This is a genomic window from Aquibium microcysteis (genome assembly GCF_014495845.1).
In the GTDB taxonomy this organism is placed as follows: domain Bacteria; phylum Pseudomonadota; class Alphaproteobacteria; order Rhizobiales; family Rhizobiaceae; genus Aquibium; species Aquibium microcysteis.
The window spans coordinates 3,384,879-3,407,630 of record NZ_CP061080.1 but is presented as its reverse complement, the minus strand read 5'-3'; the positions used below and the strand labels follow the sequence as shown (position 1 = coordinate 3,407,630).

Annotated in this window: 26 protein-coding genes; 4 read left to right on the top strand and 22 right to left on the bottom strand. The window is 67.7% G+C overall.

The window, feature by feature from the left end; genetic code table 11:
* Nucleotides 1-85: 85 nt before the first annotated feature.
* The 22 genes from IAI54_RS15865 to IAI54_RS15760 all read right to left on the bottom strand — a co-directional run bounded on the left by IAI54_RS15865 (nucleotide 86) and on the right by IAI54_RS15760 (nucleotide 19,167).
* Nucleotides 86-643, bottom strand: coding sequence for a transglycosylase SLT domain-containing protein (locus tag IAI54_RS15865; protein WP_187968124.1), 558 nt, complete (start codon nucleotides 641-643; stop codon nucleotides 86-88).
* Nucleotides 594-1,895 carry a flagellar hook-length control protein FliK gene (fliK, locus tag IAI54_RS15860; RefSeq protein WP_187968123.1) on the bottom strand — a complete coding sequence of 434 codons (1,302 nt, stop codon included), beginning with the start codon at nucleotides 1,893-1,895 and terminating at the stop codon, nucleotides 594-596. Before fliK ends, IAI54_RS15865 begins: the two co-directional genes overlap by 50 nt.
* A complete protein-coding gene (locus IAI54_RS15855) occupies nucleotides 1,892-3,205 on the bottom strand; it encodes a chemotaxis protein MotC (protein WP_187968122.1) in 1,314 nt (437 codons plus the stop codon). Before IAI54_RS15855 ends, fliK begins: the two co-directional genes overlap by 4 nt.
* Nucleotides 3,202-4,518 (bottom strand): MotB family protein, encoded by a 1,317-nt coding sequence (locus IAI54_RS15850; RefSeq protein ID WP_187968121.1) that lies wholly within the window; start codon nucleotides 4,516-4,518, stop codon nucleotides 3,202-3,204. The genes IAI54_RS15855 and IAI54_RS15850 overlap by 4 nt, the downstream gene beginning before the upstream one ends.
* Nucleotides 4,515-5,252: a hypothetical protein gene (locus tag IAI54_RS15845; RefSeq protein ID WP_187968120.1), complete on the bottom strand. Its 738-nt coding sequence runs from the start codon at nucleotides 5,250-5,252 to the stop codon at nucleotides 4,515-4,517. The genes IAI54_RS15850 and IAI54_RS15845 overlap by 4 nt, the downstream gene beginning before the upstream one ends.
* Complete coding sequence (gene fliF, locus IAI54_RS15840; protein ID WP_187968119.1) at nucleotides 5,252-6,943, bottom strand: flagellar basal-body MS-ring/collar protein FliF; 1,692 nt, start codon at nucleotides 6,941-6,943, stop codon at nucleotides 5,252-5,254. The genes IAI54_RS15845 and fliF overlap by 1 nt, the downstream gene beginning before the upstream one ends.
* Before the next feature lie 135 nt (nucleotides 6,944-7,078).
* Nucleotides 7,079-8,038, bottom strand: a complete 960-nt coding sequence (locus tag IAI54_RS15835; RefSeq protein WP_187968118.1) for a flagellin N-terminal helical domain-containing protein — start codon at nucleotides 8,036-8,038, stop codon at nucleotides 7,079-7,081.
* A gap of 174 nt (nucleotides 8,039-8,212) precedes the next feature.
* Nucleotides 8,213-9,178 carry a flagellin N-terminal helical domain-containing protein gene (locus IAI54_RS15830; protein WP_187968117.1) on the bottom strand — a complete coding sequence of 322 codons (966 nt, stop codon included), beginning with the start codon at nucleotides 9,176-9,178 and terminating at the stop codon, nucleotides 8,213-8,215.
* 208 nt (nucleotides 9,179-9,386) lie between these two features.
* A complete protein-coding gene (gene fliP / locus IAI54_RS15825; protein ID WP_187968116.1) occupies nucleotides 9,387-10,124 on the bottom strand; it encodes a flagellar type III secretion system pore protein FliP in 738 nt (245 codons plus the stop codon).
* A complete protein-coding gene (locus IAI54_RS15820; RefSeq protein ID WP_187968115.1) occupies nucleotides 10,121-10,696 on the bottom strand; it encodes a flagellar basal body-associated FliL family protein in 576 nt (191 codons plus the stop codon). The genes fliP and IAI54_RS15820 overlap by 4 nt, the downstream gene beginning before the upstream one ends.
* Before the next feature lie 14 nt (nucleotides 10,697-10,710).
* Nucleotides 10,711-11,415: a flagellar basal body L-ring protein FlgH gene (gene flgH / locus IAI54_RS15815; protein ID WP_187968114.1), complete on the bottom strand. Its 705-nt coding sequence runs from the start codon at nucleotides 11,413-11,415 to the stop codon at nucleotides 10,711-10,713.
* Nucleotides 11,412-11,942 carry a MotE family protein gene (locus IAI54_RS15810; protein WP_187968113.1) on the bottom strand — a complete coding sequence of 177 codons (531 nt, stop codon included), beginning with the start codon at nucleotides 11,940-11,942 and terminating at the stop codon, nucleotides 11,412-11,414. The genes flgH and IAI54_RS15810 overlap by 4 nt, the downstream gene beginning before the upstream one ends.
* Before the next feature lie 11 nt (nucleotides 11,943-11,953).
* Nucleotides 11,954-13,174 carry a flagellar basal body P-ring protein FlgI gene (locus IAI54_RS15805; RefSeq protein WP_187968112.1) on the bottom strand — a complete coding sequence of 407 codons (1,221 nt, stop codon included), beginning with the start codon at nucleotides 13,172-13,174 and terminating at the stop codon, nucleotides 11,954-11,956.
* A complete protein-coding gene (gene flgA, locus IAI54_RS15800) occupies nucleotides 13,174-13,641 on the bottom strand; it encodes a flagellar basal body P-ring formation chaperone FlgA (RefSeq protein WP_187968111.1) in 468 nt (155 codons plus the stop codon). The genes IAI54_RS15805 and flgA overlap by 1 nt, the downstream gene beginning before the upstream one ends.
* A 6-nt stretch (nucleotides 13,642-13,647) precedes the next feature.
* On the bottom strand, nucleotides 13,648-14,436 hold the full coding sequence (gene flgG, locus IAI54_RS15795) for a flagellar basal-body rod protein FlgG (protein ID WP_187968110.1): 789 nt from the start codon (nucleotides 14,434-14,436) through the stop codon (nucleotides 13,648-13,650).
* A gap of 11 nt (nucleotides 14,437-14,447) precedes the next feature.
* Nucleotides 14,448-14,765, bottom strand: a complete 318-nt coding sequence (fliE, locus tag IAI54_RS15790; RefSeq protein ID WP_187968109.1) for a flagellar hook-basal body complex protein FliE — start codon at nucleotides 14,763-14,765, stop codon at nucleotides 14,448-14,450.
* Complete coding sequence (flgC, locus tag IAI54_RS15785) at nucleotides 14,765-15,181, bottom strand: flagellar basal body rod protein FlgC (RefSeq protein ID WP_187973183.1); 417 nt, start codon at nucleotides 15,179-15,181, stop codon at nucleotides 14,765-14,767. Before flgC ends, fliE begins: the two co-directional genes overlap by 1 nt.
* Before the next feature lie 8 nt (nucleotides 15,182-15,189).
* Nucleotides 15,190-15,564, bottom strand: a complete 375-nt coding sequence (flgB, locus tag IAI54_RS15780) for a flagellar basal body rod protein FlgB (RefSeq protein ID WP_187968108.1) — start codon at nucleotides 15,562-15,564, stop codon at nucleotides 15,190-15,192.
* 79 nt (nucleotides 15,565-15,643) lie between these two features.
* A complete protein-coding gene (locus tag IAI54_RS15775; protein WP_187968107.1) occupies nucleotides 15,644-16,255 on the bottom strand; it encodes a hypothetical protein in 612 nt (203 codons plus the stop codon).
* Nucleotides 16,248-17,651 (bottom strand): flagellar protein export ATPase FliI, encoded by a 1,404-nt coding sequence (gene fliI / locus IAI54_RS15770; protein ID WP_187968106.1) that lies wholly within the window; start codon nucleotides 17,649-17,651, stop codon nucleotides 16,248-16,250. The genes IAI54_RS15775 and fliI overlap by 8 nt, the downstream gene beginning before the upstream one ends.
* Before the next feature lie 8 nt (nucleotides 17,652-17,659).
* On the bottom strand, nucleotides 17,660-18,379 hold the full coding sequence (gene flgF, locus IAI54_RS15765; protein ID WP_187968105.1) for a flagellar basal-body rod protein FlgF: 720 nt from the start codon (nucleotides 18,377-18,379) through the stop codon (nucleotides 17,660-17,662).
* Nucleotides 18,380-18,390: 11 nt separating this feature from the next.
* Complete coding sequence (locus tag IAI54_RS15760) at nucleotides 18,391-19,167, bottom strand: DUF1217 domain-containing protein (protein WP_210321136.1); 777 nt, start codon at nucleotides 19,165-19,167, stop codon at nucleotides 18,391-18,393.
* A gap of 163 nt (nucleotides 19,168-19,330) precedes the next feature.
* Here IAI54_RS15760 and motA point away from each other — a divergent pair, with 163 nt between their 5' ends.
* Genes motA through IAI54_RS15740 form a run of 4 tightly spaced genes read left to right on the top strand, consistent with a single transcriptional unit; the run spans nucleotide 19,331 to nucleotide 22,731 of the window.
* A complete protein-coding gene (gene motA, locus IAI54_RS15755) occupies nucleotides 19,331-20,200 on the top strand; it encodes a flagellar motor stator protein MotA (RefSeq protein ID WP_187968104.1) in 870 nt (289 codons plus the stop codon).
* Between the two features lies 1 nt (nucleotide 20,201).
* Nucleotides 20,202-21,149 (top strand): FliM/FliN family flagellar motor switch protein, encoded by a 948-nt coding sequence (locus tag IAI54_RS15750; protein ID WP_187968103.1) that lies wholly within the window; start codon nucleotides 20,202-20,204, stop codon nucleotides 21,147-21,149.
* A gap of 39 nt (nucleotides 21,150-21,188) precedes the next feature.
* Nucleotides 21,189-21,680, top strand: a complete 492-nt coding sequence (gene fliN, locus IAI54_RS15745) for a flagellar motor switch protein FliN (protein ID WP_235679066.1) — start codon at nucleotides 21,189-21,191, stop codon at nucleotides 21,678-21,680.
* A gap of 7 nt (nucleotides 21,681-21,687) precedes the next feature.
* Nucleotides 21,688-22,731 (top strand): flagellar motor switch protein FliG, encoded by a 1,044-nt coding sequence (locus IAI54_RS15740; RefSeq protein WP_187968102.1) that lies wholly within the window; start codon nucleotides 21,688-21,690, stop codon nucleotides 22,729-22,731.
* Nucleotides 22,732-22,752 lie beyond the last annotated feature (21 nt).

Below are 22,752 nucleotides of genomic sequence, written 5' to 3'. Positions count from 1 at the left end.
GATATTTGGTGGGGCTGCGCGCTTCATCGTCCACAGCTTGTCCACAAGCCGCCTTTAGCACCCGTGCGGCGACGAATACAACCTCTCAGTTGCAGAAACTTCTTGCGCCTTCGGTCCAACGTCCGAAGCCGGTGGCCACCATGTTGGCGATGACGCGGCAGACGTAGCGCTTCTGTGCGGGGTCGTTGTCGGGACCGGCGTGATAGCGCGCAACCGCCAGGGACCAGGTCTCGTGACGCTGCTTCAGCTGGACGAGAAAACGGGCCGCATAGTCGACGTTGAGGCGCGGGTCGAGCATCTCGGACAGGCTGGCGAACGCGTCTGCATGGTACCGGTGATTGATCTGCATGCAGCCGAGATCGATGAGGGTCTTGCCGTTGCGTCTGGCGGTCTCGAAGAGGCGTTCGGCCTCTTCCTGCGTGTGCGCGAAGACCGCCTGACCCTCTATGTTCAAGGCATACGGTTGAAGGCTCCCCTTGTGGCCGGTTTCCGTGAGCCCTACCGCATATAGTATGCCGACCGGGATGCCGTATGCCTTCGAGGCGCGCAGGATCTCCGCTTCGCAGGAATTGGCCAGGGCACTGGCGGTTGCACTAGATGTAAATGCCGCCACCAGCAGGGCGCGTCGCAGGAGTGCGCGCATCGCCGTTCTGACCTCCCTGTTCGTCGCCACGCGGACGTCCTCCGGCCGTGCCGCCCTCGCCCTGATGACCCCGTCCGGCGCCCTGCGGGAGTCCCCCGGAAGGCTCGCCCTGACGGCTGCCGGGACCGGCCGGTGACTGCGTCGACGCGACCGGCTGCTGCTGGATCGAGACGTCGTCCACCGCGAAGCCGAGGCCGCGCAAGGCAGTCAGGATGGCGTCCTTTTCGGACGAGAGACGGCGAAAGGCTTCGCGCCCTTCGACGCGAATCTCCACTGATAGTTGCTCTCCAACGATCCGCAGTCGAGCGTCCACGGAGCCGAGTTCGGCGGGGTTGAGCTGGATCCGGAGATCGCGGACGGGACCCGCAGGGGCATCGGGGGCATCCGCGGCGGAAGCCGCTGCCCGCTCCACGGCACCCTTCCAGCCGTCATCCGACGCGATGGTGGCTGCAAGATCCGCGACGGTGCGGCCGTTTTGCGACAGTCCGGGGGCTGGGGCGACCGTGTCGGCGATGACGCGGATCTTGATCTCGCCCGTCTCGGGAGCGGCGTTCTGACGGATTCCGGCCTCCGGCGCAGCCTCGCCGCGACGGCCTTCGCGCGACGGCCCGTCGTCCTGCTCTCCGCTCTCTTCCTGCGGTGCGGCGACCGGTGCAGCCGGCGCGGCGGCGGCATGCTCGGCCGGTCGGCCCGCGGGGGCGCCGCCCGGATGCAGGTCGCGGGGCTGCGCGATCGGGACGACGGCTGCCGCCATGGCGGCCGCGGCCTCCGGATCGACGTCGCCGGTGTCGCGGCCGGAGCCATCCGGTTCCTCGACGTCCGTTTCGGCCGTGCCGTCTTCTGCGTCGTGCGTCTGGATCGTCGCCTCGCCGGTGACGACCTCCGCCTCGCCCGAAGCGCCGGGCGTGGCGCCCGCCGGCGCGCCGTCCTCCCCGGCCGGTGCTCCGCGCTCGTCCAGAAGCGATGCGAGGATCTCGTGGAGGCCGCGTACGCGCCAGCCGGCAGGGCGCTCGCCCGCTGCCGGCGCACCGTCGTCCGCCGGTTCGACCGCCTCTTTCGCGCCTTCGGACGTCGCCGGGTCATCCAGGGCGCCGGACCGGTCGCCGGTGCCGCCCGCGGCGCCCGGTGCCGGCTTGCCGGAGCCGGGACGCCCGACGAGGTCGGCGAAACCGCCGGCGGCCTCCCGCGAAGCGCCGTTGCCCGGGCCGCCCGGCATGGCCGCGGGTCCGGTCGGGGCCGCGAGGTCGATCATGGCTGCTTCCCTCCGGACAGTAGGCGATCGACTTCGTCGAGCTTGGTGCGGACCGAGGTCATGAGCGCGTTCGATTCGGCCTGGTCGGCCGCTTCGCCTGCCGCTTCTGCAGCCATCTCGGCAAGTCCTGCGGGGACGGCCGGCCCGGCTGGTGCGGCCCGTTCGGCTGGCGCTGCTGCCGCCGATGTCTCGGCCGGGGCGGAAGCGTTCGGGGGCGGGGCGGCGACCGTGGCGGCATCCTCCGTTTCGTCGCCGCCCTCAGGCGGCGGCTGATCGCTTCCGGGCGGGGCGAGCACCTCCGCGGCAATGGCGCGCGCGGCCAGCAGCAGGCGACGGTCGCGCGGGGACAGCTGTCCGGGATCGACGTCCTTCAGCCGCGCCAGCACCTCCTCGATGTTCTCGGAGGTGATCGACGCGATGGCCTCGTAGAGCATGGCCCGCGGATCGGCGCCCTGCTCGGTGTCCTGCATGATGCTGCGCGCCTTCTCGGAGGCGAAGGCCGACCGCGCGATCTGGCCCTTGATCGTGCTGCGGCGGGCGAGCCGCAGGTAGATGGCTTCCTGCTGGGGCGGCGACATCAGCGAGACGATGGTGTCGATCTCGGCCTCGTCGATGTCGTCATGGAAGGCGACGAGCCCCTCGACGAAGGCGTCGGCGAACTCGCTGGCATAGGGCGAGCGCAGGAAGCGGCGCGTGTATTGTTCGGACAGGCGCAGGAAGCGGTCGGGCTGGCGCATCGTCAGCACCAGCGGCAGGGATCGCCGCAGGGCGGCTTCCTCGACCAGCGTGCCCGGCGCGAGGAGGCGTGCCTGGTCCATCAGCTTCAGCGCCGGGGCAGGGGACTTACCGCCGATGATCGAACCCTTGACCAGGGCGATGAAGGCGCCGGTGTCGTCGCGGCGGGCCATCGGATCGACCGCGTCGAGGATGGCCGCCGCGCGCGGCAGCTGGCCGCGCATGTAGGCCAGGACGCCCCTGCCCACGACGGCATCCTCGCCTTCGAGCTCGAGCCGCGACAGCGCCACTTCCACGGTCGTCGGATTGCCGCCGCTCATGGCCCAGACGAGCAGGGCCGAGAGGTTGCGCGGATCTTCGAATTCCTTCTTGCCGGCGCTGCGGAAGCGCGCATCGGTGAGTTCGAGCAGCTTCTGCTGCATCGGCAGCGAGGCGTGGTCGCCATTGGCGATCTGGTCCTGAACGATCTGCAGGGAGCGGACCATCTTGTAGGGCGCGATGTCGTCTTCGGCCTGCGCGGCCAGGGGCAGGCAGGCGGACAGAAGCGCAGCGGCGGCGTTCGCCCGCCAGTTCATCCCCCGGTCTCCAGCAGGATCTCGATGCGCCGGTTGGTGTCGGAGAAGGGATCGGCGGGGAGCTTCAGCTGGCGGTCGGCGTAACCGGTGATCTCCCGCACGCGCCGCTCGTCGAGTCCGCCGCGCACGAGCATGTAGTAGGCGCTCTGGGCGCGCGCGCTCGACAGCCGCCAGTTGTCGTAGGTCTCGCTGCGGAAGGGGCGGGCGTCGGTATGGCCGTTGATGACGATGGCGCCCGGCTTGCCGTTGAGGATGGACGCGACCTTCTCCATCGCCAGGACGAGGTCGCGGCGCGGCACCGCCGATCCGATCTCGAACATGCCGTAGTCGAGCTGGTCGGTCAGCGAGATCATGATGCCCCGATCCGTCGGCGTCACCGCGATGCCGCCGGTGATCTTCTCACCGGTCCCGAAGGCCTCGGCCAGCTCGGCCTCGATTTCCCGTGCCAGCCGCGCGGCGGCCGGATCGATACCCGGCTCGCCCTGCGCGACCTTCTCGCCGCCGGTCTCGCCCGCCTCCGCCTTGCCGCCGGGCTTGCGGCCTTCGCCCTCCCGAGCCTCGCCGTCGTCGGCGGCACCCATGCGCCTTGCGAGCTTGTCGGGGTCGGTGAAGACGTCCTGCGAGAAGGGATCGTCTTCGGGCGCCACGGCGACGAGGCCGGCGCGGGGGTCGGCGCCGGGTGCCGGGTTCTCGACCTTCGGCTGCTCGAACAGGTCCGGTTCGCCCTGCTGGTCCTGCTCCACCTGCTTCGACCAGAAGTCCGGCGCGAAGGGATCGCGGAAGGACTGGCCGCCCGAGGCGCCGGTGGCGGCGCCGGACTGGTTCGCGCCGCCGTCGCCCTTCTCGCTGAGGTTCTGCAGTTCGCCGGATTCGGCCGCGATCTCCGCCAGAACCGCGTAGGGATCCGAAAAGAGGTTCTCGTCGGACTGGAGCTCGACCTTCTCGCCGGCCTTGGAGCTCATCTCCTCGCCCTCGCCGGCGGTGGCGGGACCCTTCGCGTCGTTGGCCGTGGTCTCCTCGTCGGGTGTCTCGCTGGACCCCTGCTGGGTTTCCGGCCCGGCACCCGCCTCGTCCAGGCCGCGCCGGCTGGCGTTGCGGTCGGTGAGCTTGATCGGGTTGAAGTAGCTCGCCACCGAGACCTTGGTCTCCTCGTTGGCGGCGTTGATCAGCCACATCACCAGGAAGAAGCACATCAGCGCCGTCATGAAGTCGGCGAACGCGATCTTCCAGACCCCGCCGTGATGACCGTCGTGGTCGTCGCCGTGGCGCTTGACGATGATGATCTCTTCGACGTGATGATCCGCGTTGCTCATGGGACGGCCTCAGCCAGCGATTGCGACCATTCCGAAAGCCGCGTCTCGTAGAGGCTCTCGTCGACAGCCACCTGAAGGTCGAGTTCCTGCGTTTCGGTAAACTCGAGGCGGCCGGACTGCTCGCCGAGCCGGGCCTCCAGCATCTCGAACAGCGACAGCGGCCCCCGCACGCGGATCTGCACTGCGCCGGACTCGCGGATCGCCGCGCCGACGGCGGCGGCGAGACGCGTGACGGCCCTGCGCTGGAGATCGTCCGTCAGCACGGGGGCGAGCAGCCGGGCGACCACGTCGGAGGTGTAGGCGCTCAGGCGCTTCTCCAGCGCGGCGAACTCATCGGCGATCCGCATGCCGGCCGCCTCGCCCGCTTCCTGCCGCAGGCGCTCCAGTTCCTCGCCATGAGCCCGTTCGCGGGCATCGAGCCGCTCGGCGAATTCCGTTTCCAGCCGCGCGGCGAGGTTCGCCTCGGCCTGTGCGACCGCCTCGGCGACGAGGGCGTCGACATCGACGGGCACCGGCGGGGCGGCGAGCCCGAACTCGGGATCCGACAGACCGAATGGCGGGTCGAAACCTGCGCCCGGCATGCCGGACAGGGCGCCGGCGTCGAGCGGAAGAGCGCCGTCCGGCTGGCCGAAGGCGAAGTCGGGCATCGGCAGGGCGGCCGGAACGGAGCCGGGGGCGGTCTGCTTCGCCTTCGGCTTTCCGAAATCGACCAGAACGTCGGCCAGCGTGGGCATCAGCTCGCCATCGCCTCTCCGCCGACCCACTTGCGCAGGATCGCGGCCGTGCGTTCCTCATTGAGCTCGACCATGTGCGCCAGCCGCTCCTGCGGAGCCGGGCGCAACCGCATCTTGAGCTCTTCCATCACGTCGCTCTCGTTGGGCATGCCCATGCCGCCCATGCCGCCCATGCCGCCCATGCCCGCGATGCCGGGGAAGCCGCCGCCCATCCCGGCGAGGGGATCCGGCAGCGCCATGTTGTTCAGCGGCGAATCGAAGGGCAGCTGCAGATCGCCGAAATCGGGGCCGGCGACGCTCTCGCTCTTCGTCAGGGCGCCCGCGAGCGGCCGGAGCCCGAACCAGGAGACGAGGAAGGCCACGATGACGAAGGCCAGGGCATTGATCATCGACCCGGTGTACTGGCTCGCGGTCTCGAGGATGCCGGGGGAGGCGACCCCCTCGGCGACCGCTTCCTCGACGAAGGAGAGCGCGGTGACCGAAACCTTGTCGCCGCGCTCGCCGTCGAGGCCTGCCGCGGTCGCCACGACGTTCTCGATCTCGGCCACCCGCGCCTGGATCTGTTCGGCGGTGGCGCCTTCCCCCAGGGTCGCCGCGATCTGGTCGCGGTTCACCACGACGGCGATCGACAGCTTCGAGATCTGATAGCCGTTGCTGGTCGTGGCGATGCGCTTGGAATTGAGCTCGTAATTGGTGATTTCCTCGCGGCGTTCCCTCTCTTCCGACGAGGAGGGGTTCGTTCCGGCGTTGCCCTGGTCGGGGATGTTCTGCTCCACCGTCGCGGGCGCTGCCGCGCCGCTCTCGTTGGCCGTGTTGTTCTCGCGGATCGTGCGGATCGACCGTTCGACCTTGGAGTCCGGATCGAAGACCGTCTCCTCGATCTGGCGCGCGTCCGTGTTGACGACGGCCTTCACGCTGGCGCGAAAGTTGTCGCGGCCGAGGAAAGGGGCGAGCGCGCGGTAGATGTTGTCGGCGACCTGGCTCTCGACGGTCCGCTCGATGCTCATGGACCGGTTGATCGAACTGTTGGACGGATCGTCGCCGGTCGCCAGCAGCGCGCCGTTCGTGTCGAGCACGGTGACGTTGTCGGAGGTCAGACCCGGCACCGCCGCAGCCACGAGATGGCGGATGGCGTTGGCGGTCCGGATCTCGTCCACCCCGCCGGCGCGGATGACGACGGACGCCGTCGGCTGCTGCTCCTCGCGCCGGAAGCTCGCCTGCTGCGGCATGACGATGTGGACGCGCGCGGACTTGATGCCGGCGATCGACTGAATGGTGCGCGCGATCTCCCCTTCCAGGGCGCGTACCCGCGTCACTTCCTGCATGAAGGAGGTGAGACCGAGCGAGCCGACGTTGTCGAAGAGTTCATAGCCCGCGTTGGAACTGCTGGGCAGGCCCTTCTCGGCGAGGATCATCCGCGCCCGCCCGGTGAAGCCGGTGGGGACGAGCACGCTCGTGCCGTCCGATCCGACGTCGTAGGACATTCCGGCTTCCGAGAGCACGACCCCGATCTTGGAGACGTCGCTGCGGTCGAGGCCGACATAGAGCGTCTCGTTTGCCGGCCTGTTCAGGTAGATGGCGCCGACCAGGATCGTCGCCATCACCGTCGCGAGAATCCCGCCCATGATGGCGAGCCTCTTCGCACCGAGCGACTTGAGGTTTTCGGCGATCTTCTGAATTTGTTCCGGCACAGGCGACGGTTCCCGACTTGCAGGATTCCGAACCTAGACGCCGAAGCTTGTGCGAAAATGAAATCGGGCCGCCGCGCGGACGCGGCGACCCGACTGGAGGTGCGTCGCCCGGTTGCCCGGTCGGCGCCGAAATCCTTAGCGGAAGAGCGACAGGATGGTCTGCGAGTTGCCGTTGGCGATCGACAGCGCCTGGATGCCCAGCTGCTGCTGAACCTGGAGCGCCTGCAGGCGGGTCGATTCCTGGGTCATGTCGGCATCGACGAGAGTACCGATACCCTTGCTGATCGTGTCGGACAGGTTGGTGACGAACTCGTTCTGGAGGCTGACGCGCTTCTTGGCGGCGCCGAGATCCGCGGCGGCGTCCGTCATCTGGGTCAGGATCGAGTCGACGGCACGAACCATCGCGCCGATCTCTTCCTTGGAGTTCGTGCCGGACAGGGAGATCTCGGTGCCGGTGGCAGCCGTCGTCGAGCCCGTGTCGAGGAGGAAGTAGTTCTCGGCCGTGCCGGTCGGCGTGGCGAGCAGGGCGTCGGCATCGATGTCCTTGGTCAGGATGCCGTTGGCCGCGTCGTCGGACGAGGTCAGCGTGACGGCGTCGACGTCGACGTCGAGCGTGCCGATCGAGACGTTGCCGGAGGCGTCGCGGGTGAAGGAGCCGACGATCGACTTCGTGCCGGTGGCGCCGTCGTTGGCCAGCCAGTTCTCGCCCGAGAAGGAGGCCGACGTCGTGATGGAGACCAGCTGGTCCTTGAGTGCGGTGATTTCCTTGTTGATCTTCGACTGGTCGACGCCCGGCTCGCTGGCGGCGACGAGCTTGGTCTTGATCTCGTCGACGACGTCGATCGCCGCGTTCATGCCGGTGTAGGCCGTGTCGATCTTGGCCTGGCCGAGGCCCAGCGCGTCCTTGACGGTGCCGAGTGCCTTGTTGTCGGACCGCATGGTCGTGGCGATCGACCAGTAGGCGGCGTTGTCGCTGGCTTCGCCGACCTTGAAGCCGGTCGAAATACGGGTCTGCGTCGACTCCAGCGCCTTGTTCGTCATGTTCAGAGACTTCAGGGCCGTCATGGCCTGAACGTTGGTATTGATGCTCGACATGGGTGTCCCCTTACGTACGCTTGTACACGACATACCGGGCTGGACCGGTAAGACGGCTCGGCGTCATGCCTATCGGGAACCCCAGCGGGGCAGCGATCCGTCCTGAACGACAATGTCCCAGCCTTGTACAGCCGGGACATTGTTTTCCAGTTAAGTCGCTTAGTTAAGAAAGTTCTAACCGCGGAACAGCGACAGGATCTGCTGCGAGTTGCCGTTGGCGATCGACAGCGACTGGATTCCCAGCTGCTGCTGCACCTGGAGCGCCTGCAGGCGGGTCGATTCCTCGGTCATGTCCGCATCGACGAGGCCACCGACGCCCTTGTCGATCGTGTCCATGAGGTTGGTGACGAAGGTGTTCTGCATGTCGATGCGCTTCTTGGTGGCGCCGAGATCGGCAGCAGCATCGGTCAGCTGGGTGAGGATCGAATCCACCGCCCGCACCATCGAGGAGATCTCGTCAACGCTGTTCGTGCCGGTGAGTGTGATCTCCGTGCCGGTCGCCGCAGTCGTCGAGCCGATGTCGAGAAGGAAGTAGTTCTCAGCCGTGCCGGTGGGCGTGGCCTGAAGGGCATCGGCGTCGATGTCCTTCGTGAGGATGCCGTTGGCGGCATCGTCGGACGAGGTCAGGGTGATCGCATCGACGTCGATGTCCAGCGTCCCGATCGACACGAAGCCGGCCGCGTCGCGGGTGAAGGCACCGACGATCGACTTCGTGCCCGTGGCGCCGTCGTTGGCGAGCCAGTTCTCGCCGGAGAACGAGGCCGACGACGTGATCGACTTCAGCTGCTCCTTGAGCGCGGTGATCTCCTTGTTGATCTTGTCCTGATCGACGCCGGGCTCACGCGCGGCGACGAGCTTGGTCTTGATCTCGTCGACCACTTCGATCGACGCATTCATGCCGGTGTAGGCCGTGTCGACCTTGGCCATGCCGAGGCCGAGAGCGTCCTGCACCGTGGAAAGAGCCTTGTTGTCCGAGCGCATCGTCGTTGCGATCGACCAGTAGGCGGCGTTGTCGCTGGCTTCGCCGACCCTGAACCCGGTCGAGATCCGGGTCTGCGTCGTCTCCAGCGCCTTGTTCGTCATATTGAGGGATTTGAGCGCCGTCATCGCCGACGCGTTGGTCAGAATACTACTCGCCATGGGAAATGTCCCCTACTCACAAACGCAACAAAAACAGGGACATACCGGACTCTACCGGTAGAGCGGCACGGCGTCATGCCTTCCGGTGTGGCTCTCTCTCGCCTGCCGGCCCGCTCTGTTAATCATGTTCTGGCAGGGAAAATTTACCAAACCGATAACTCGCGGCCCGGATTCGAAAAAAGGTGTTAACGAGAGGTTAATTCGACCTTCAGTTGAAGGACCGCACCAGGGATCCCACGAGCAGGTTCCAGCCGTCGATCAGGACGAAGAACAGGATCTTGAAGGGCAGCGAGATCACCGTCGGCGGGAGCATCATCATGCCCATGGCCATCGTCACCGTGGCGACGACGAGGTCGATGACGAGGAACGGCAGCACGATCAGGAAGCCGATCTCGAAGCCGCGCCTGATCTCCGAAATCATGAAGGCGGGAACGAGGATGCGCAGGTCGACCTGATCTCCCGTCACGACCGTCTGGCCGCGTTCGCGGGCGAGGTCGGCGAAGAGGTTGAAGTCCTCTTCGCGGACGTTGTTCAGCATGAAGGTCCGGAAGGGATCGGTGATCCGCTGCAGCGCCTCCTCCTCGGTGATCTCGTCGGCGATCAGCGGCCTGACGCCGTTGTTCCAGGCCTGATCGAAGGTCGGCGCCATGACGTAGAAGGTCATGAACAGGGCAAGGCTGATCAGGATGAGGTTGGCAGGGGTGGTCTGCAGGCCGATGCCGGCGCGCAGGATCGAGAAGGCGATGATGAAGCGCGTGAAACTCGTCACCATGATGAGCAGTCCGGGCGCGATCGACAGCACCGTCAGGAGACCGACGAGCTGGATGACGTAGCCGATCGTCTCACCCGTCAGCTGCTCGCCAAGGGGACCGAGGCCGAGCTGCTGGGCCCGGGCCGCGGCGACGGATGCGGCAAGCACCGCAAGGGCGAGGGCGAGCCGTCTCATTCGAACAGCAATGTCCTGATCATGAGCTGGGTGGCGAGCCCGTCGCTACGGATCCGCGCCCGTTCCTCGAGGTCGGTCTTGAGGTGGCGGAAGCCGCTCGCGCCCTGGACCTGCTGCAGCGTAACCGTGCGCATGTAGGCGAGGATGTCCTCGTGGATCGTGCGCACCAGCTGCGGCGGGGGCGGTGCAGAGAAGACGATGGCGAGTTCCATGCGCACCCATATGTCGCGCGGTGCTGCAAGGTTGGTGGTCACGGGCTCCAGGGGCACGAGACGCGGGATCAGGATGATGTTGCCGTTCTCGTCGCGGGCCACGTCGTCGGGCGCGCCTTCTTCCGCATGTCCGCCGCCATGGGCGGCGGCCGCTTCCTCCGCCTCGGGGGAACCCGGGACGGGGTCGACCTGGATCTTGACTGTCTCGGCCGGCTCCTCGCCCTCGCTGCCCGATTTCAGCTGCATTCCCGAGAACCAGCCCCCGCCCGCCGCCGCGATCGTCAGCACGAGAAGGACGACGAGCTGGATGATCGTCGAAGGGCCCTTCCTGGCCGTGCTGTCGGTCGCTTCGGCGGCCATCGGGATCGTGCTCCTCAGAACGGCGAGACGAGGTCGACGATCTGCTGGCCGATCGGCGGCTGCTGGACCTCGGTGATGCGGCCGCGTCCGCCATAGGAGATGCGGGCCTCGGCGATGCGTTCGTAGTTGATCGAATTCTGCGCGCCGATGTCGGCCGGGCGCACGATGCCGGCGATGGTGAGGATGCGCATCTCGTAGTTGACGCGCACCTCCTGCGAGCCGCGGATGACGAGATTGCCGTTGGGCAGGACGTCGGTGACGACGGCGGCGACCTGCAGACGGATGTTCTCCGACCGCGCGGTGGCGCCGGAACCGGTGCTGTTGGACCGCGAGGACAGGTCGAGATCGCTCGACCCGCCCGTTCCGATGCCGTCCCATTCGTAGGCGCCCTTGACGCCGAACTTGCGGGTGGTGGTGCGCGAGCGGTCCGACTCGTTGTTGAGCGTCGCCTTGTCGTTGATCGAGATGTTCACCGTCATGATGTCGCCGACCGAGAGCGCGCGGGCGTCCTTGAAGAGCTGGCTCTGCTCGTCGTTCCAGAGGGAGAAGCGCTTGACCGGCCGCTCGGGCGGCTCGGGATAGGCATGTGCGGTCACGGCGGCGGGCTCGAGGCCCGAACCGACCGGCGAGAGGGCGGGCGCTCGACCGATCTCCTTCAGTTCGCCGGCACAGCCGCCGAGCGCCAGGCAGGCGAGCACGATGACGGGCGAAGGCTTCATGTCGGATCCTCGGATTTGGCGACGTCGGCGATGATGCTGGTGAGGCGCGCGGCGGACTTGCTGTCCATCTCGTTCAGGATGATGCCGGCCTGGCGGGAATTGAGCTTGAGCAGGATCGCGGCGGCGAGGTTCTCGTCGAGCTGCGACATGCGCTCGGCGGCGGCGTCCGGCCGCATGCGCGAATAGATGCCGACGACGCTGTCCTCGGCGCGGTTGATCACCTCGTCGCGGCGTGCCAGCCAGTCCTCGTACTCCGCCCGCTTGGCCTCCAGAGCGGCGATGCGCTCGTCGATCTCCTGGCGCAGCTTCTCGAGCTCGCGGGTCTGCACCGCGTAGCGGCGGTCGCGCGCGGCGTCGACGATGTTGGCGCAGAACTCCCGGATCTCGTCGGTGACCTGACCCGGAAGGTTCTGCGCGGCGGCCAGCGTGCCGGTCGCGGCCAGTGCGGCCAGGCCGATCCCGGCCGCCGTCGACGCGCCGACGAGGAAGGTGGCGGCGGACCTGAACCAGCGGGTTCGACGCGTCATCGCGGCCTCCGTCACTGGAACACGAGGTCGGCCTGCAGCGCGCCGGCCGACTTGATGCCCTGCAGGATGGCGATGATGCCGTCCGGCTTCACGCCGATGCGGTTGAGGCCGGCCACCAGCGTCTGCAGGTCGGGGCCGTCGAGCATGGCCACCTGGCCGCCGCCCTGGTCGGCCTCGATGACCGTCGACGGCTCCTCGGCCGTCTCGCCGCGCGAGAAGGGGGCGGGCTGGACGACGCGCGGCTGCTCGGTGATGCGGACCGTGAGCTGGCCGTAGCTGACCGCGACCTGAGAGATCTTGACGTCCTGGCCGATGACGATGGTGCCCGTCCGCTCGTCGACGACGACCTTGGCCGGCGTGTCGGTGGCCACCAGCAGGTTCTCGATCTCGGCCACGAAGCGGGCGGCGGTGACGTTGGCCGGGCGCTTCACCAGAATGGTGCGCGAATCCTGCTCGCTCGCGGTTCGATTGCCGAAGCGGCTCGCCGTGTATTCGTTGATGACGTCCGTGACGCGGATCGCGGTCGAGAAATCGGGATTGCGGAGCTGGAGGGTGAGCACGCCGTCGTCGTTGAAGCGCGCCTCGATCTGGCGTTCCACGATGGCGCCGTTGGGGATGCGGCCGGCGGTCGGGACGCCCCTGGTCAGGCTTTCGGCCTCGCCCTGGGCGCTGAAGCCGGAGATGAAGACGGGTCCCTGGGCGACGGCGTAGATGTCGCCGTCCGGCGCGCGCAGCGGCGTCATGACCAGCGTTCCGCCCTGCAGCGAGGTCGCATCGCCGAGCGAGGAGACGCTGACGTCGATGCGGGCGCCCGACTGGACGAAGGGCGGGAGCGTGGCGGTGACGATCACCGCCGCGACGTTGCGGGCGCGTGCCTGACCGCCCTCCATCGCGATGCCGAGATTCTGCAGCATCGCGCGGATCGACTGCTCCGTGAAGGGCGAGTTGCGCAGTCCGTCGCCGCTGCCCTGGAGGCCGATCACCAGGCCGTAACCGATCAGCTGGTTGTCGCGCGCGGTCTGGATGGTCGCGATGTCCTTGACCCGGGAGACGGGGCCGACCACCGTCGGCAAGGTCGAGGGTCCGGCCGCGATCTCGATACGATAGTTGACGTCCTGGCCGGCGCCTGTCTGGCCTGGACCCGCCGGCCGGGGCGGGAAGTCGGCAGCGAGCGCGGGCGCAGCGGAAAGGCCGAGCGCCAGGAAGATGCGCAGTGCAAGAAAGCGCAGCATCAGTTGCCTACCCGCAGGGTGCCGTCGGCCAGCACGATGCCGCTGAACACCGCCCCGCTGTCGGCGTTGCGCACGCGGATCATGTCGCCGATCGAACCCGGCTGGAGGGGTATGGCCATGGTCGTGATCTGCAGGCCGTTCTGGATGAAGTTGACTTCGACCGGAGAACCGGCCTCCACGACATAGGCCTCGCGTACGGAACTCAGCGGAATGAAGCGGCCCGGCAGCAGGGTGCGCTTGGCGACCTTGCCATCGATGTCTTCGGCCAGATAGGCGATCTCGGTGGTGATGCGCGCAGGATTGCGGACAGGAACCTCCGAAAGAGCGCCCGCGTCGATGGTCTCGCCGGGATAGATGACGCGCTTGGGGATGACCGCCGTGTCTGTGGCCATCGCCGGGCCATGAGGGGCGGCGGCAAGCAGCGTCGCGGCAGCCACCAGGACCATCGTGCGGAGCGGTCTCGACATGGGGGCCTACCGGATGCTCTGCGAGACGACCGACGCCATTTCGTCGGCGGCCTTGATCACCTTCGAATTCATCTCGTAGGCGCGCTGGGCGGAGATCAGTTCGGTGATCTCCTTGACCGGGTCGACGTTCGAGCTCTCGAGGTAACCCTGCTCGATCGTGGCATAGCCGGGGTCACCTGGAACGCCGACGGTCGCTGCACCCGAGGCTTCCGTCTCCCGGAACAGATTGTCGCCCATGGGCGAGAGGCCGGCCTCGTTGGCGAAGGTCGCCAGCGTCAGCTGGCCGAGGTCCTGCAGGGCCGCCTGGCCGTCGATGCGGGCGAAGACCTGGCCGGACTTGTTGACGATGACTTCCACCGTCTCCGCCGGGACGACGATCGCCGGAATGACGTTGAAGCCGTCGATGGTGACCAGTTCGCCCGCAGCATTGGTGTTGAAGGCGCCGGAGCGGCTGTAGAGCGTGGTGCCGTCGGCCCCCTGCACCTGAAACCATCCCGGCCCCGTCAGCGCCAGGTCGAAACGGTTGCCGGTGGCGGCGAGGGCGCCCTGCAGATGGACGTTGCGGACGGCGGACGTCTTGACGCCGAGGCCGATGTTGGCGCCCTCCGGGACGATGCTCTGGTCGGCGCGGTTGGGCACGCCCTGGAGCCGCTCGGTCTGGTAGAGCAGATCGGAGAATTCGGCACGCGCGCGCTTGAAGCCCGTGGTGTTGATGTTGGCGATGTTGTTGGCGATGACTTCCAGGTTCAGCTGCTGGGCGTTCATGCCGGTCGCGGCGATGGCGAGAGCTTTCATGATCCTGGTCCTCAGATCGCCATACGGCTGACTTCGAGATAGGCGGTGACGATCTTGTCGCGGATCGAGATCGCGGCCTGCAGGGTCTGCTCGGCGCTCATCACCGCGTCGACGACCTCGCGGGTCTGGACGTTCCCGCCCTCGAGCGCCGTCATGGAGACGGTCTCGGCCTGGCCGAGCGTGTGGATGGTGCGGCTGGCCGCCTCCGCCACCGCGCTGGCGAAATCGCTCGTCGAAACGGAGGGCGCGACCGGGGTGAGCGGGCCGGACACGCCGCCGAGGCGCATGCTGCCCGAGAGGGCGTCGAGAGCTCCGAGTCCGCCGATCATCACTGCGCCCTCATCAGATCGATGGTCATGGAGATGAGCTCGCGCGCCTGGCGGATCACCTGGAGGTTGGCCTCGTAGGAGCGATTGGCCTCGGTCATGTCGGCCATCTCGATCAGCACGTTGACGTTGGGCAGCTTGACGAAGCCGTTCTCGTCGGCGGCCTGATGGGTGGGGTCGTACTCGACGGGAAACTCGGAGGCGTCGACGTCCACCGCCTGGATGCGGACATAGGCTCCGCCGCTGTCGGCATCGAGCGCCGAGGCGAAGGATACGGTCTTGCGCTGGTAGGGATCGGAGCCCGGCGTCCGGCCGGTGGACTGCGCGTTGGCGAGGTTTTCCGAGACGACGCGGATGCGCTCCGACTGAGCCTTGAGGCCCGAGGCGGCGACGCCGACCGACAGGGTGAGCGGATCGATCGTCATCCTTACCTCGACGCCAGCATGACCATGCGGTGGAAAGCCTTGACGATCGCCGTGTTGAGCTCGACGCCGCGGCGGACCTCGCCGGCCTTGACCAGTTCTTCCTCGACGGACACCGAATTTCCGGACGTGGAGACGACCGGCGAGTCGTCCTCGGAGAGGCCGAAGTCGCCGCTGGCGCCGCCGAAGGCGATGTGGCCGGGTTGGGTGGAGGCGACCGTCAGCGTCCGGTCAGCCAGCAGATCCTGAAACGGCTGGACGTCCACGGCCCGGTAGCCGGGCGTGTTGATGTTGGCGACGTTGCCGGCGACGGCCGCCTGGCGAACCGACAGCCATCGCGCCTGGTGCGTGGCGAGTTCGAAGAGACTGACGGGCTGCATCCTGTTTCCCCTGCTGGAAGGGAATCATAGGAGACCAGTCTTGCGTGGAACTTGCGCGCAGCCGCGAGGCCGGGGCCGGTCACTCGACGAGTTCGACGACCTGTTCGCGACTGGTCTTCAGCAGCCACTTGCCGTCGGCGTTCTCGATCGAGACGACCCTCGAATTGTCAGGCAGGACGGAGCCGCGCTCGACCACGAAGAAGCCGTTCGCATCGCTTATCATGGCGCGTCCCTTGGCGACGTGCACGAGCTTGAAGCTCGGCGGCAGGCCGGGGAAGGGTTGGGTCTCGGGGCCCGGATCCGGCAGTTCGCGATCGATGGACCCGACCACGGTGCCTGTCGCGGCCAGATCGAGCGCCAGGGCATCCATGTCCTGCTCGGTCACGGGCTTCGGGCGCCACTGGACGCGCTGGGTGTAGAACGGACCCGACAGGTCCGATTCGGTCGGCGTCTGCTCGAACTCGACCACCGTGTAGCCGAACTTCTCCTGGTTCATGAAGACGTACCAGGGAAAGGTCGCTGCGGCAGCGGCGAGGCCGACACCGATGCCGACGAGGACGGCATCGGTGACGCTGAAGTCGCGCTTCTGCCAGAAGCGGACCGGTCGCTCCTCGCGCGGGAGCTCCATGCCGGCAAGCGGGGGCGCGGGCTCGTGCGGTGCACGACGCAACCACGAACGCCAGTCAGCCATCCGCCTTCTCCTGCTTCTTGAGGTGCCGCGCGAGTTCGGCGAAAGGATCGGCGACCGGACCGTCCTGCGGCGACTGGACCAGCGCGTCGTAGATCAGCGGCACCTGGCGCACCGCGGCGTCCAGATCCGGATCGGCGCCCGGCTGGTAACCGCCGAGCAGGCGGATGTCGCGCGTCTCCTCGTAGCGTCCGATCAGCGCACGCAGCCGCGTGACGAGCAGGCGCTCGCCGTCGTTCCAGGCACGGTTGGCCAGCCGCGAGACGGAGCCGAGCGGGTCGACGGCCGGATAGCGCCCCTGCTCGGCGATGCTGCGGCTGAGCACGATGTGCCCGTCGAGGATGCCGCGCACCGTATCGGCCACCGGATCATTGTGGTCGTCGCCGTCGACGAGGACCGATATGATCGCGGTGATGGAGCCGGCGCCCGCCGCGCCGGGGCCGGCCCGCTCCAGCAGGCGCGGCATGTCGGTGAAGACGGAGGCGGGATAGCCGCGCGCGACCGGCGGTTCGCCGGCGCCGATCGCCACCTCGCGCAGCGCATGGGCGAAGCGGGTGATGGAATCGACCACCAGCAGCACGCGGTCGCCCCGGTCGCGGAAATGCTCCGCGACGGACATCGCCGTGCCCGAGGCGCGCTTGCGCATCATGGCGCTCTCGTCGCTGGTGGCGACCACGGCGACCGTCTTCTTCATCGCCTGTTCGCCGATCGTATCCTCCAGGAATTCGCGCACCTCGCGGCCGCGTTCCCCCACCAGCGCCACCACGACCGTGTCGAAGGCATGGGCGGCGGCGAGCATGGCGAGCAGCGTCGACTTCCCGACGCCCGATCCCGCGAAGACGCCGAGGCGCTGGCCGAAGCAGAGGGGCGTGAAAAGGTCGATGACCTTGACGCCGGTCTGGAACGGCTTGTCCACGCGCTGGCGGTTCAGGGCTCCGGGAATGCCGCTGGCGATCTCGGTGCCTGCGGCGAGCGGAGGTCCGCCGTCGACAGGCCGGCCGAGTGCATCGATGACCCGTCCGCGCCAGCTCGTGTCGGGCGACACCCGGAACGCGCCGCGGAGGTAGACCGGATCGGCCACGCCGGCATCCGCGGATGCGTCGAACGGTGCGACGAGCAGTTCGCGCTGGCCGATCTGCACCACCTCCCCCGTCCGGACGCCATTCCGGCCATGGTGCTCGACCACGTCGCCGAGCCGCGCGACGGTCGAGAGGCCGCGTACGCGGTAATGGGTGGGCGAGACCTCGACGACGCGGCCGCCGCGACGCAGCAGCGCCGATTCTCCGGCGGCCTCGCGGAACAGCCGCTCCAGGATCTCGAGCGAAGCAGGCCGGCCCCCGGCCGGCGGGGGGAGGGTCGGATGGCCGGGCGTGGCGGGGGCGTACTCCTCCTCGAGCATCTAGCGGCTCAGGTGCCCAGGGCCTTGACCGCCTCGCCCAGGGTCTGGTCGCCGGCCCTTATCAGTGCCGAGGCATTTTCGAACGAGCGCTGCACCATGATGAGCTGCGTCATTTCCAGGACGGGATTGACGTTCGATTGTTCCACGAAGCCCTGCACCACGCCGACGTCCGGCTGGTCGACCACCGGCTCGGGCGGGGTCGGCGGGATCAGGCCGGAATTGCCGAAGCGCACGAAGTTCTCGCCCGGCGTGAAGGCGAAGAGGCCGATGGCGGCGACCGCCTGTCCGTTCTGGCGCAGCATGCCGTCGGCTGCGGCTTCCGGCGCCCCTTCCTGCGGGTTGAGCTGGATGGCCGCGCCGCCGGCGTCGAGCACCGGATAGCCTTCCAGCGTGACGACGTCGCCCGTGTCCAGCATGGTGAAACGGCCGTCGCGGGTCATCACCGTTCCGGCGGGGGTCTGGATGCCGAACCAGGCATCGCCGCGCACGGCGAAGTCGAGCGGGTTGCCGGTCTGGGTGTACCCGCCGGCCTTGCCCGAAAGGTAGGTGGTTCCGGGCGAGACGAAGGCGACCTTGCGGTCGCCGAGCGAGGCGACCACGTCCTCGAACTTGACCTCGGTCGAGCGGAAACCCACCGTGTTGGCGTTGGCGACGTTGTCGGCGATGGTGTCCAGCCGCTTCTGGAGCGCGATCTGGGCGGAGATGGCGACGTAGAGGCCCGACTGCATGGTCCCGGTCCTCAGGCTTTCAGCTGCTGCATCGTCAGCATCAGATCGGTGGAGATGCCGAACTGCGCCGGCTGGCTGAACAGGATGCCGACATTGGCGACGCCGCTACCGGTCTGGTTCTGGACATCCCACATGCTGGTGAAACGGGTGATGAGCTTCGACAGCGCCTCCGGCTCGGCAAAATCCTCGATGTCGATCTTCGATCCGAGGAACTCCACCTGCTTGTCGACGTCGAGGAGCGCGAAGGAATCCGGCAGGCCGAGCGAGGTGCGGACGACCTTGGAGAGCGCGGTGTCGGCGAGGATCTCGTACATGCTGGTGATTTCGGGCGCCTTGCGCTCGAAATACAGAGCCAGTCGCACGGCCTCGTTGGAGGTCCCCGCATCCTGCTCCAGGGTCTGACGCAGGTAGTTGTCCACCGCTCCCTGCTGGGCGCGGGTGAAGATGGTTGCGGTCTCCCCATGCCGCGCGAAGTTGTAGGTCTCGGCGAATTCCCGGTAGCGCTTGTCGCTGAGCGTATTGGCGAAACTGTCCCGCTCGTCGACGCCGCCTTCGAGCACCTTCACCATGAAGGCCTTCGCGTAGGTCATGTCTTCCAGCCCGTGCGCCTTCATCGCATAGGCGAAGAGACGGCGATCGCCTACAAAATCGTCGATCGTCTTAACCTTCCCGATAGCTTCGAGATAGTATTCCGTCTCACGCTCCACGAATGGCTGCTTCTCCACCCGCTCGAGCGAGAGGTTCAGGTCGCGGGTGATCGCGGCGTAGCTGGCATAGGTGCTGACCAATTGCGGTCTCCGGATGGAGGTCGTCGCATCGCACGTTAGCGCCCAATCCTTGCCCGAACCTTTCGGACGTCCGGCGAAACGGCCGTCCCGGAGCTGCAAACAAGCTTCACACAAGGCAGGGCGGCTACCCGTGCAGACGAGGCAGGCCGCATGGAGGGCTGAGTTGGGGATTCTCATCGGACTGGTCGTGACGTTCGGCTGCGTGCTGGGCGGCTTCATGGCCATGGGCGGCCATATCGAAGTCCTCGTTCAGCCGTGGGAGTTCGTCATCATCCTCGGTGCCGCGGTCGGTGTGTTCCTGATCGCCAACCCGATGAAGACGGTGAAGGACACGGGCAAAGCCATCCTCGAAGCCTTCAAGAACGCGGTGCCGGGGGAGCAGGACTATCTCCAGACGCTCGGCGTCCTGCACAGCCTGATGCGCGAACTGAAGACCAAGTCACGCAGCGAGGTCGAGGGCCACATCGACAATCCCGACGAATCGTCGGTGTTCCAGGCCTATCCGATCGTCCTGAAGAACAAGGAGCTCACCAACTTCATCTGCGACTATTGCCGGCTGATCATCATCGGCAACGCCCGCTCCTTCGAGATCGAGGCGCTGATGGACGAGGAGATCCAGACCATCCGGCACGACAAGCTGAAGCCCTATCAGGCGCTGACCGCGGTGGGCGACGCGCTGCCGGCGATCGGCATCGTCGCGGCGGTGCTGGGGGTCATCAAGGCCATGGGCGCGCTCAACGAATCACCGGAAGTGCTGGGCGGCCTGATCGGCGCCGCGCTCGTCGGCACCTTCGTCGGTATCTTCGCCTCCTACGGACTGGTCGGCCCCGTCGCGACCAAGGTGAAGATCGTGCGCGAGAAGAAGAACCGCCTGTTCGTGATCGTCAAGCAGACGCTGCTCGCCTACATGAACGGCGCCCTTCCGCAGGTCGCGCTGGAATTCGGCCGCAAGACGATTTCGGCGTACGACCGGCCGTCGATCGACGCCGTCGAGCAGCAGACGCTCAACAGCCACGCCGAGAAGGCAGCCTGACATGCAGGAGGCCGCGCCCAGCCCGTCTCCCGCACCGTCGACCGCTTCGATCCTGGAGCGGCTGCTCGGCGCGACCGGGGATCCGGAGGAAGTGGTCCGGGCCGGCCGGAGCATCGCCGAGCGCATGCTCAAGCCGCTGCGCGCGAGCCTGGAGGATGCCGCCAGCGAAGCGGTGCCGGTCGAGATCGAGGCCGTCCGCGTCGAGCGGACGACGGAACTGCTCACCGGCGCCGGGCCGCACGATGCGCTGACGGTGGGATCGTCGAGCATCTCGCCGGATGCGCTCTCGATCCGGCTCGAGGCGAAGGCGATCGCGGTGCTGGTCAACGCGCTGTTCGGTGCCGAGGCGGACGTCGGCGCCGGCGGAATCGACCGCGACCTGTCGCCGGTCGAGGTCGAGGTGGCCAATCTGATCTGCCGGCTGCTGGCCACCGCCTACAACGGTTTCAATGGGCCGTCCCAGCGCCTCCGGCTGCCTCTGCCGACGGTCGCCTCGGGCGAAGGACTGAAGGAGTTCGCCGTCCGCGACGGCCCGGGCCTGCGGATCGACTTCGCCATCGGACCGGATACCGAGCAGGGACGCATCTCGCTCTTCATGCCGCAGCGCATCGTGCTGCAGCGCGGCGAGCAAGAGGCAGCCGACCCCGCGCTCGCCGAGGCGCAGTCGGCGGAGTGGGCGGCGCGGTTCAACGAGGAGGTGATGCGCGCCCGCGTCACCCTGCAGGCGACGCTTTCGGCCGGGCGCATGACGCTCGGACAGGTCGCGGCGTTCCGCAGGGGGCAGGTGATCGAGCTGTCCCGCACGGCGCCGACCGAAACGCGGCTTTCGGCACGCAACAAGCAGCTCTTCGTTTGCGAGTTCGGGCGTCTCGATGAAAACTACACGGTACGAATCAGAACGCCGGTGGCCGAGAGCCAGGACATCATCGACGGGCTCGTTTCCCCGTGACGCCGACGACGGGTCGGCCGAGCGGCATGGAGTAACGGTATGAGCAAGGCCAAGGCGAAAGTGCCGGGCGAGGAAGAGCTGGACCGCGCGATCAGCGAGTTGCGCGGCGTGCTGAAGGAGGATGCGAACCCGACCGGCGCGCCCTCCTTCGGCGACCCCGATGCGTTCGAAGCGCCGGCCTTCGGCGATAACGGAATGCCGTCCTTCGACACGCCGGAGATGCCCTCCTTCGGCGCGGCCATGCCCGATTTCTCCGAGGACGGCGGCGGCGGAGCGGCGAATCCCGGCGTCATCATGACCATACCGGTCGACGTGCAGATCGTGCTCGGCAGCGCCGAGATGCAGGTGTCCGAACTGATGGCGCTGAAGAAGGGAGCGACCGTCGCGCTCGACCGCCGCATCGGGGAGCCGGTGGACGTGGTGGTGAACGGACGCAAGGTCGCGCGCGGCGAGATCACCGTCCTCGACAGCGACCCGACGCGTTTCGGCATCCGCCTGACCGAGATCATCTCCGCCGGAAAGGGCGGCTGAAGCCGTGATGGACTTCGGAATCGGCTCGATCGAGGAACCTTCGTACACGTCGTCGTCGCTGACGCCGCCCCAGAAGGCCGCCGCGATCCTGGTGGCCATGGGCAAGCCCGCCGCAGGCAGGCTGCTGAAGTTCTTCAAGCAGGACGAGCTGAAGGCGCTGATCGAGGCGGCGCGGATGCTGAAGACCATTCCGCAAGGCGAGCTCGAGAAGATCATCGCGGAATTCGAGGACGAGTTCGCCGAGGGCGCCGGGCTGATGGATTCGGCCGCGACGATGGACAAGATCCTGAGCGAATCGCTCTCGCCCGAGGAAGTGAACGCGATCATGAACCCCGGCTCCGCGACGGTCGAATCCGACGCGCCGCCGCCGGTCTGGCCCGCGATCGAGGCGCTGGAGCCGGCGCGGGTCGGCACCTTCCTGGCGGGCGAACATCCGCAGACGGCGGCGCTGGTGCTGACCAACCTCGCCCCCGCCGCCGCCGCCAACGTGCTGCTGACGCTGCCGAAGGCGCTGCGCGGAGACGTGGCGAAACGCATGGTGACGATCGGAACGGTCAAGCCGGCGGCGCTGCGGATCGTCGAGAACCAGCTCAGGACCCGCCTGCTCGGCGACACCGGAGCCAAGTCGCCCGCCGTCGGGCATGCCCGCGTGGCCAACGTCCTCAACGAGCTCGACAAGTCGCAGCTCGACGAGATCCTGTCCGACATGGAGAGTGCCGGCTTCTCCGACGTCAAGGCGATCAAGGCGCAGCTCTTCTCGTTCGAGGACCTGCCGATGCTGGACCAGCGCGCGCGCCTGACGCTGTTCGACGGAATGTCGTCGGAGACCGTCACGCTGGCGCTGCGCGGTGCCGACAAGGCGATCGTCGAGGCGGTGCTCACCGCCGTCGGCGCGCGGGCGCGACGGATGATCGAAGCCGAACTCGCCGCCGATCCCGGCAACGTCCAGCAGTCCGCCGTCATCCGGGCGCGGCGGGAGATCGCATCGACCGCGATCCGCATGGGCAAGAGCGGGCAGATCACCATGCCGGCCGCCAAGGAAGCCGCCTGATCCGCATCGCGGCCCTCCGAC

Bases quoted from the DNA above. Each gene is read 5' to 3' on its own strand.
- IAI54_RS15865 (WP_187968124.1), bottom strand. From the start codon at position 643: ATGCGCGCACTCCTGCGACGCGCCCTGCTGGTGGCGGCATTTACATCT.
- fliK (WP_187968123.1), bottom strand. From the start codon at position 1,895: ATGATCGACCTCGCGGCCCCGACCGGACCCGCGGCCATGCCGGGCGGC.
- IAI54_RS15855 (WP_187968122.1), bottom strand. From the start codon at position 3,205: ATGAACTGGCGGGCGAACGCCGCCGCTGCGCTTCTGTCCGCCTGCCTG.
- IAI54_RS15850 (WP_187968121.1), bottom strand. From the start codon at position 4,518: ATGAGCAACGCGGATCATCACGTCGAAGAGATCATCATCGTCAAGCGC.
- IAI54_RS15845 (WP_187968120.1), bottom strand. From the start codon at position 5,252: ATGCCCACGCTGGCCGACGTTCTGGTCGATTTCGGAAAGCCGAAGGCG.
- IAI54_RS15835 (WP_187968118.1), bottom strand. From the start codon at position 8,038: ATGTCGAGCATCAATACCAACGTTCAGGCCATGACGGCCCTGAAGTCT.
- IAI54_RS15830 (WP_187968117.1), bottom strand. From the start codon at position 9,178: ATGGCGAGTAGTATTCTGACCAACGCGTCGGCGATGACGGCGCTCAAA.
- fliP (WP_187968116.1), bottom strand. From the start codon at position 10,124: ATGAGACGGCTCGCCCTCGCCCTTGCGGTGCTTGCCGCATCCGTCGCC.
- IAI54_RS15820 (WP_187968115.1), bottom strand. From the start codon at position 10,696: ATGGCCGCCGAAGCGACCGACAGCACGGCCAGGAAGGGCCCTTCGACG.
- flgH (WP_187968114.1), bottom strand. From the start codon at position 11,415: ATGAAGCCTTCGCCCGTCATCGTGCTCGCCTGCCTGGCGCTCGGCGGC.
- IAI54_RS15810 (WP_187968113.1), bottom strand. From the start codon at position 11,942: ATGACGCGTCGAACCCGCTGGTTCAGGTCCGCCGCCACCTTCCTCGTC.
- IAI54_RS15805 (WP_187968112.1), bottom strand. From the start codon at position 13,174: ATGCTGCGCTTTCTTGCACTGCGCATCTTCCTGGCGCTCGGCCTTTCC.
- flgA (WP_187968111.1), bottom strand. From the start codon at position 13,641: ATGTCGAGACCGCTCCGCACGATGGTCCTGGTGGCTGCCGCGACGCTG.
- flgG (WP_187968110.1), bottom strand. From the start codon at position 14,436: ATGAAAGCTCTCGCCATCGCCGCGACCGGCATGAACGCCCAGCAGCTG.
- fliE (WP_187968109.1), bottom strand. From the start codon at position 14,765: ATGATCGGCGGACTCGGAGCTCTCGACGCCCTCTCGGGCAGCATGCGC.
- flgB (WP_187968108.1), bottom strand. From the start codon at position 15,564: ATGCAGCCCGTCAGTCTCTTCGAACTCGCCACGCACCAGGCGCGATGG.
- IAI54_RS15775 (WP_187968107.1), bottom strand. From the start codon at position 16,255: ATGGCTGACTGGCGTTCGTGGTTGCGTCGTGCACCGCACGAGCCCGCG.
- fliI (WP_187968106.1), bottom strand. From the start codon at position 17,651: ATGCTCGAGGAGGAGTACGCCCCCGCCACGCCCGGCCATCCGACCCTC.
- flgF (WP_187968105.1), bottom strand. From the start codon at position 18,379: ATGCAGTCGGGCCTCTACGTCGCCATCTCCGCCCAGATCGCGCTCCAG.
- IAI54_RS15750 (WP_187968103.1), top strand. From the start codon at position 20,202: ATGCAGGAGGCCGCGCCCAGCCCGTCTCCCGCACCGTCGACCGCTTCG.
- fliN (WP_235679066.1), top strand. From the start codon at position 21,189: ATGAGCAAGGCCAAGGCGAAAGTGCCGGGCGAGGAAGAGCTGGACCGC.
- IAI54_RS15740 (WP_187968102.1), top strand. From the start codon at position 21,688: ATGGACTTCGGAATCGGCTCGATCGAGGAACCTTCGTACACGTCGTCG.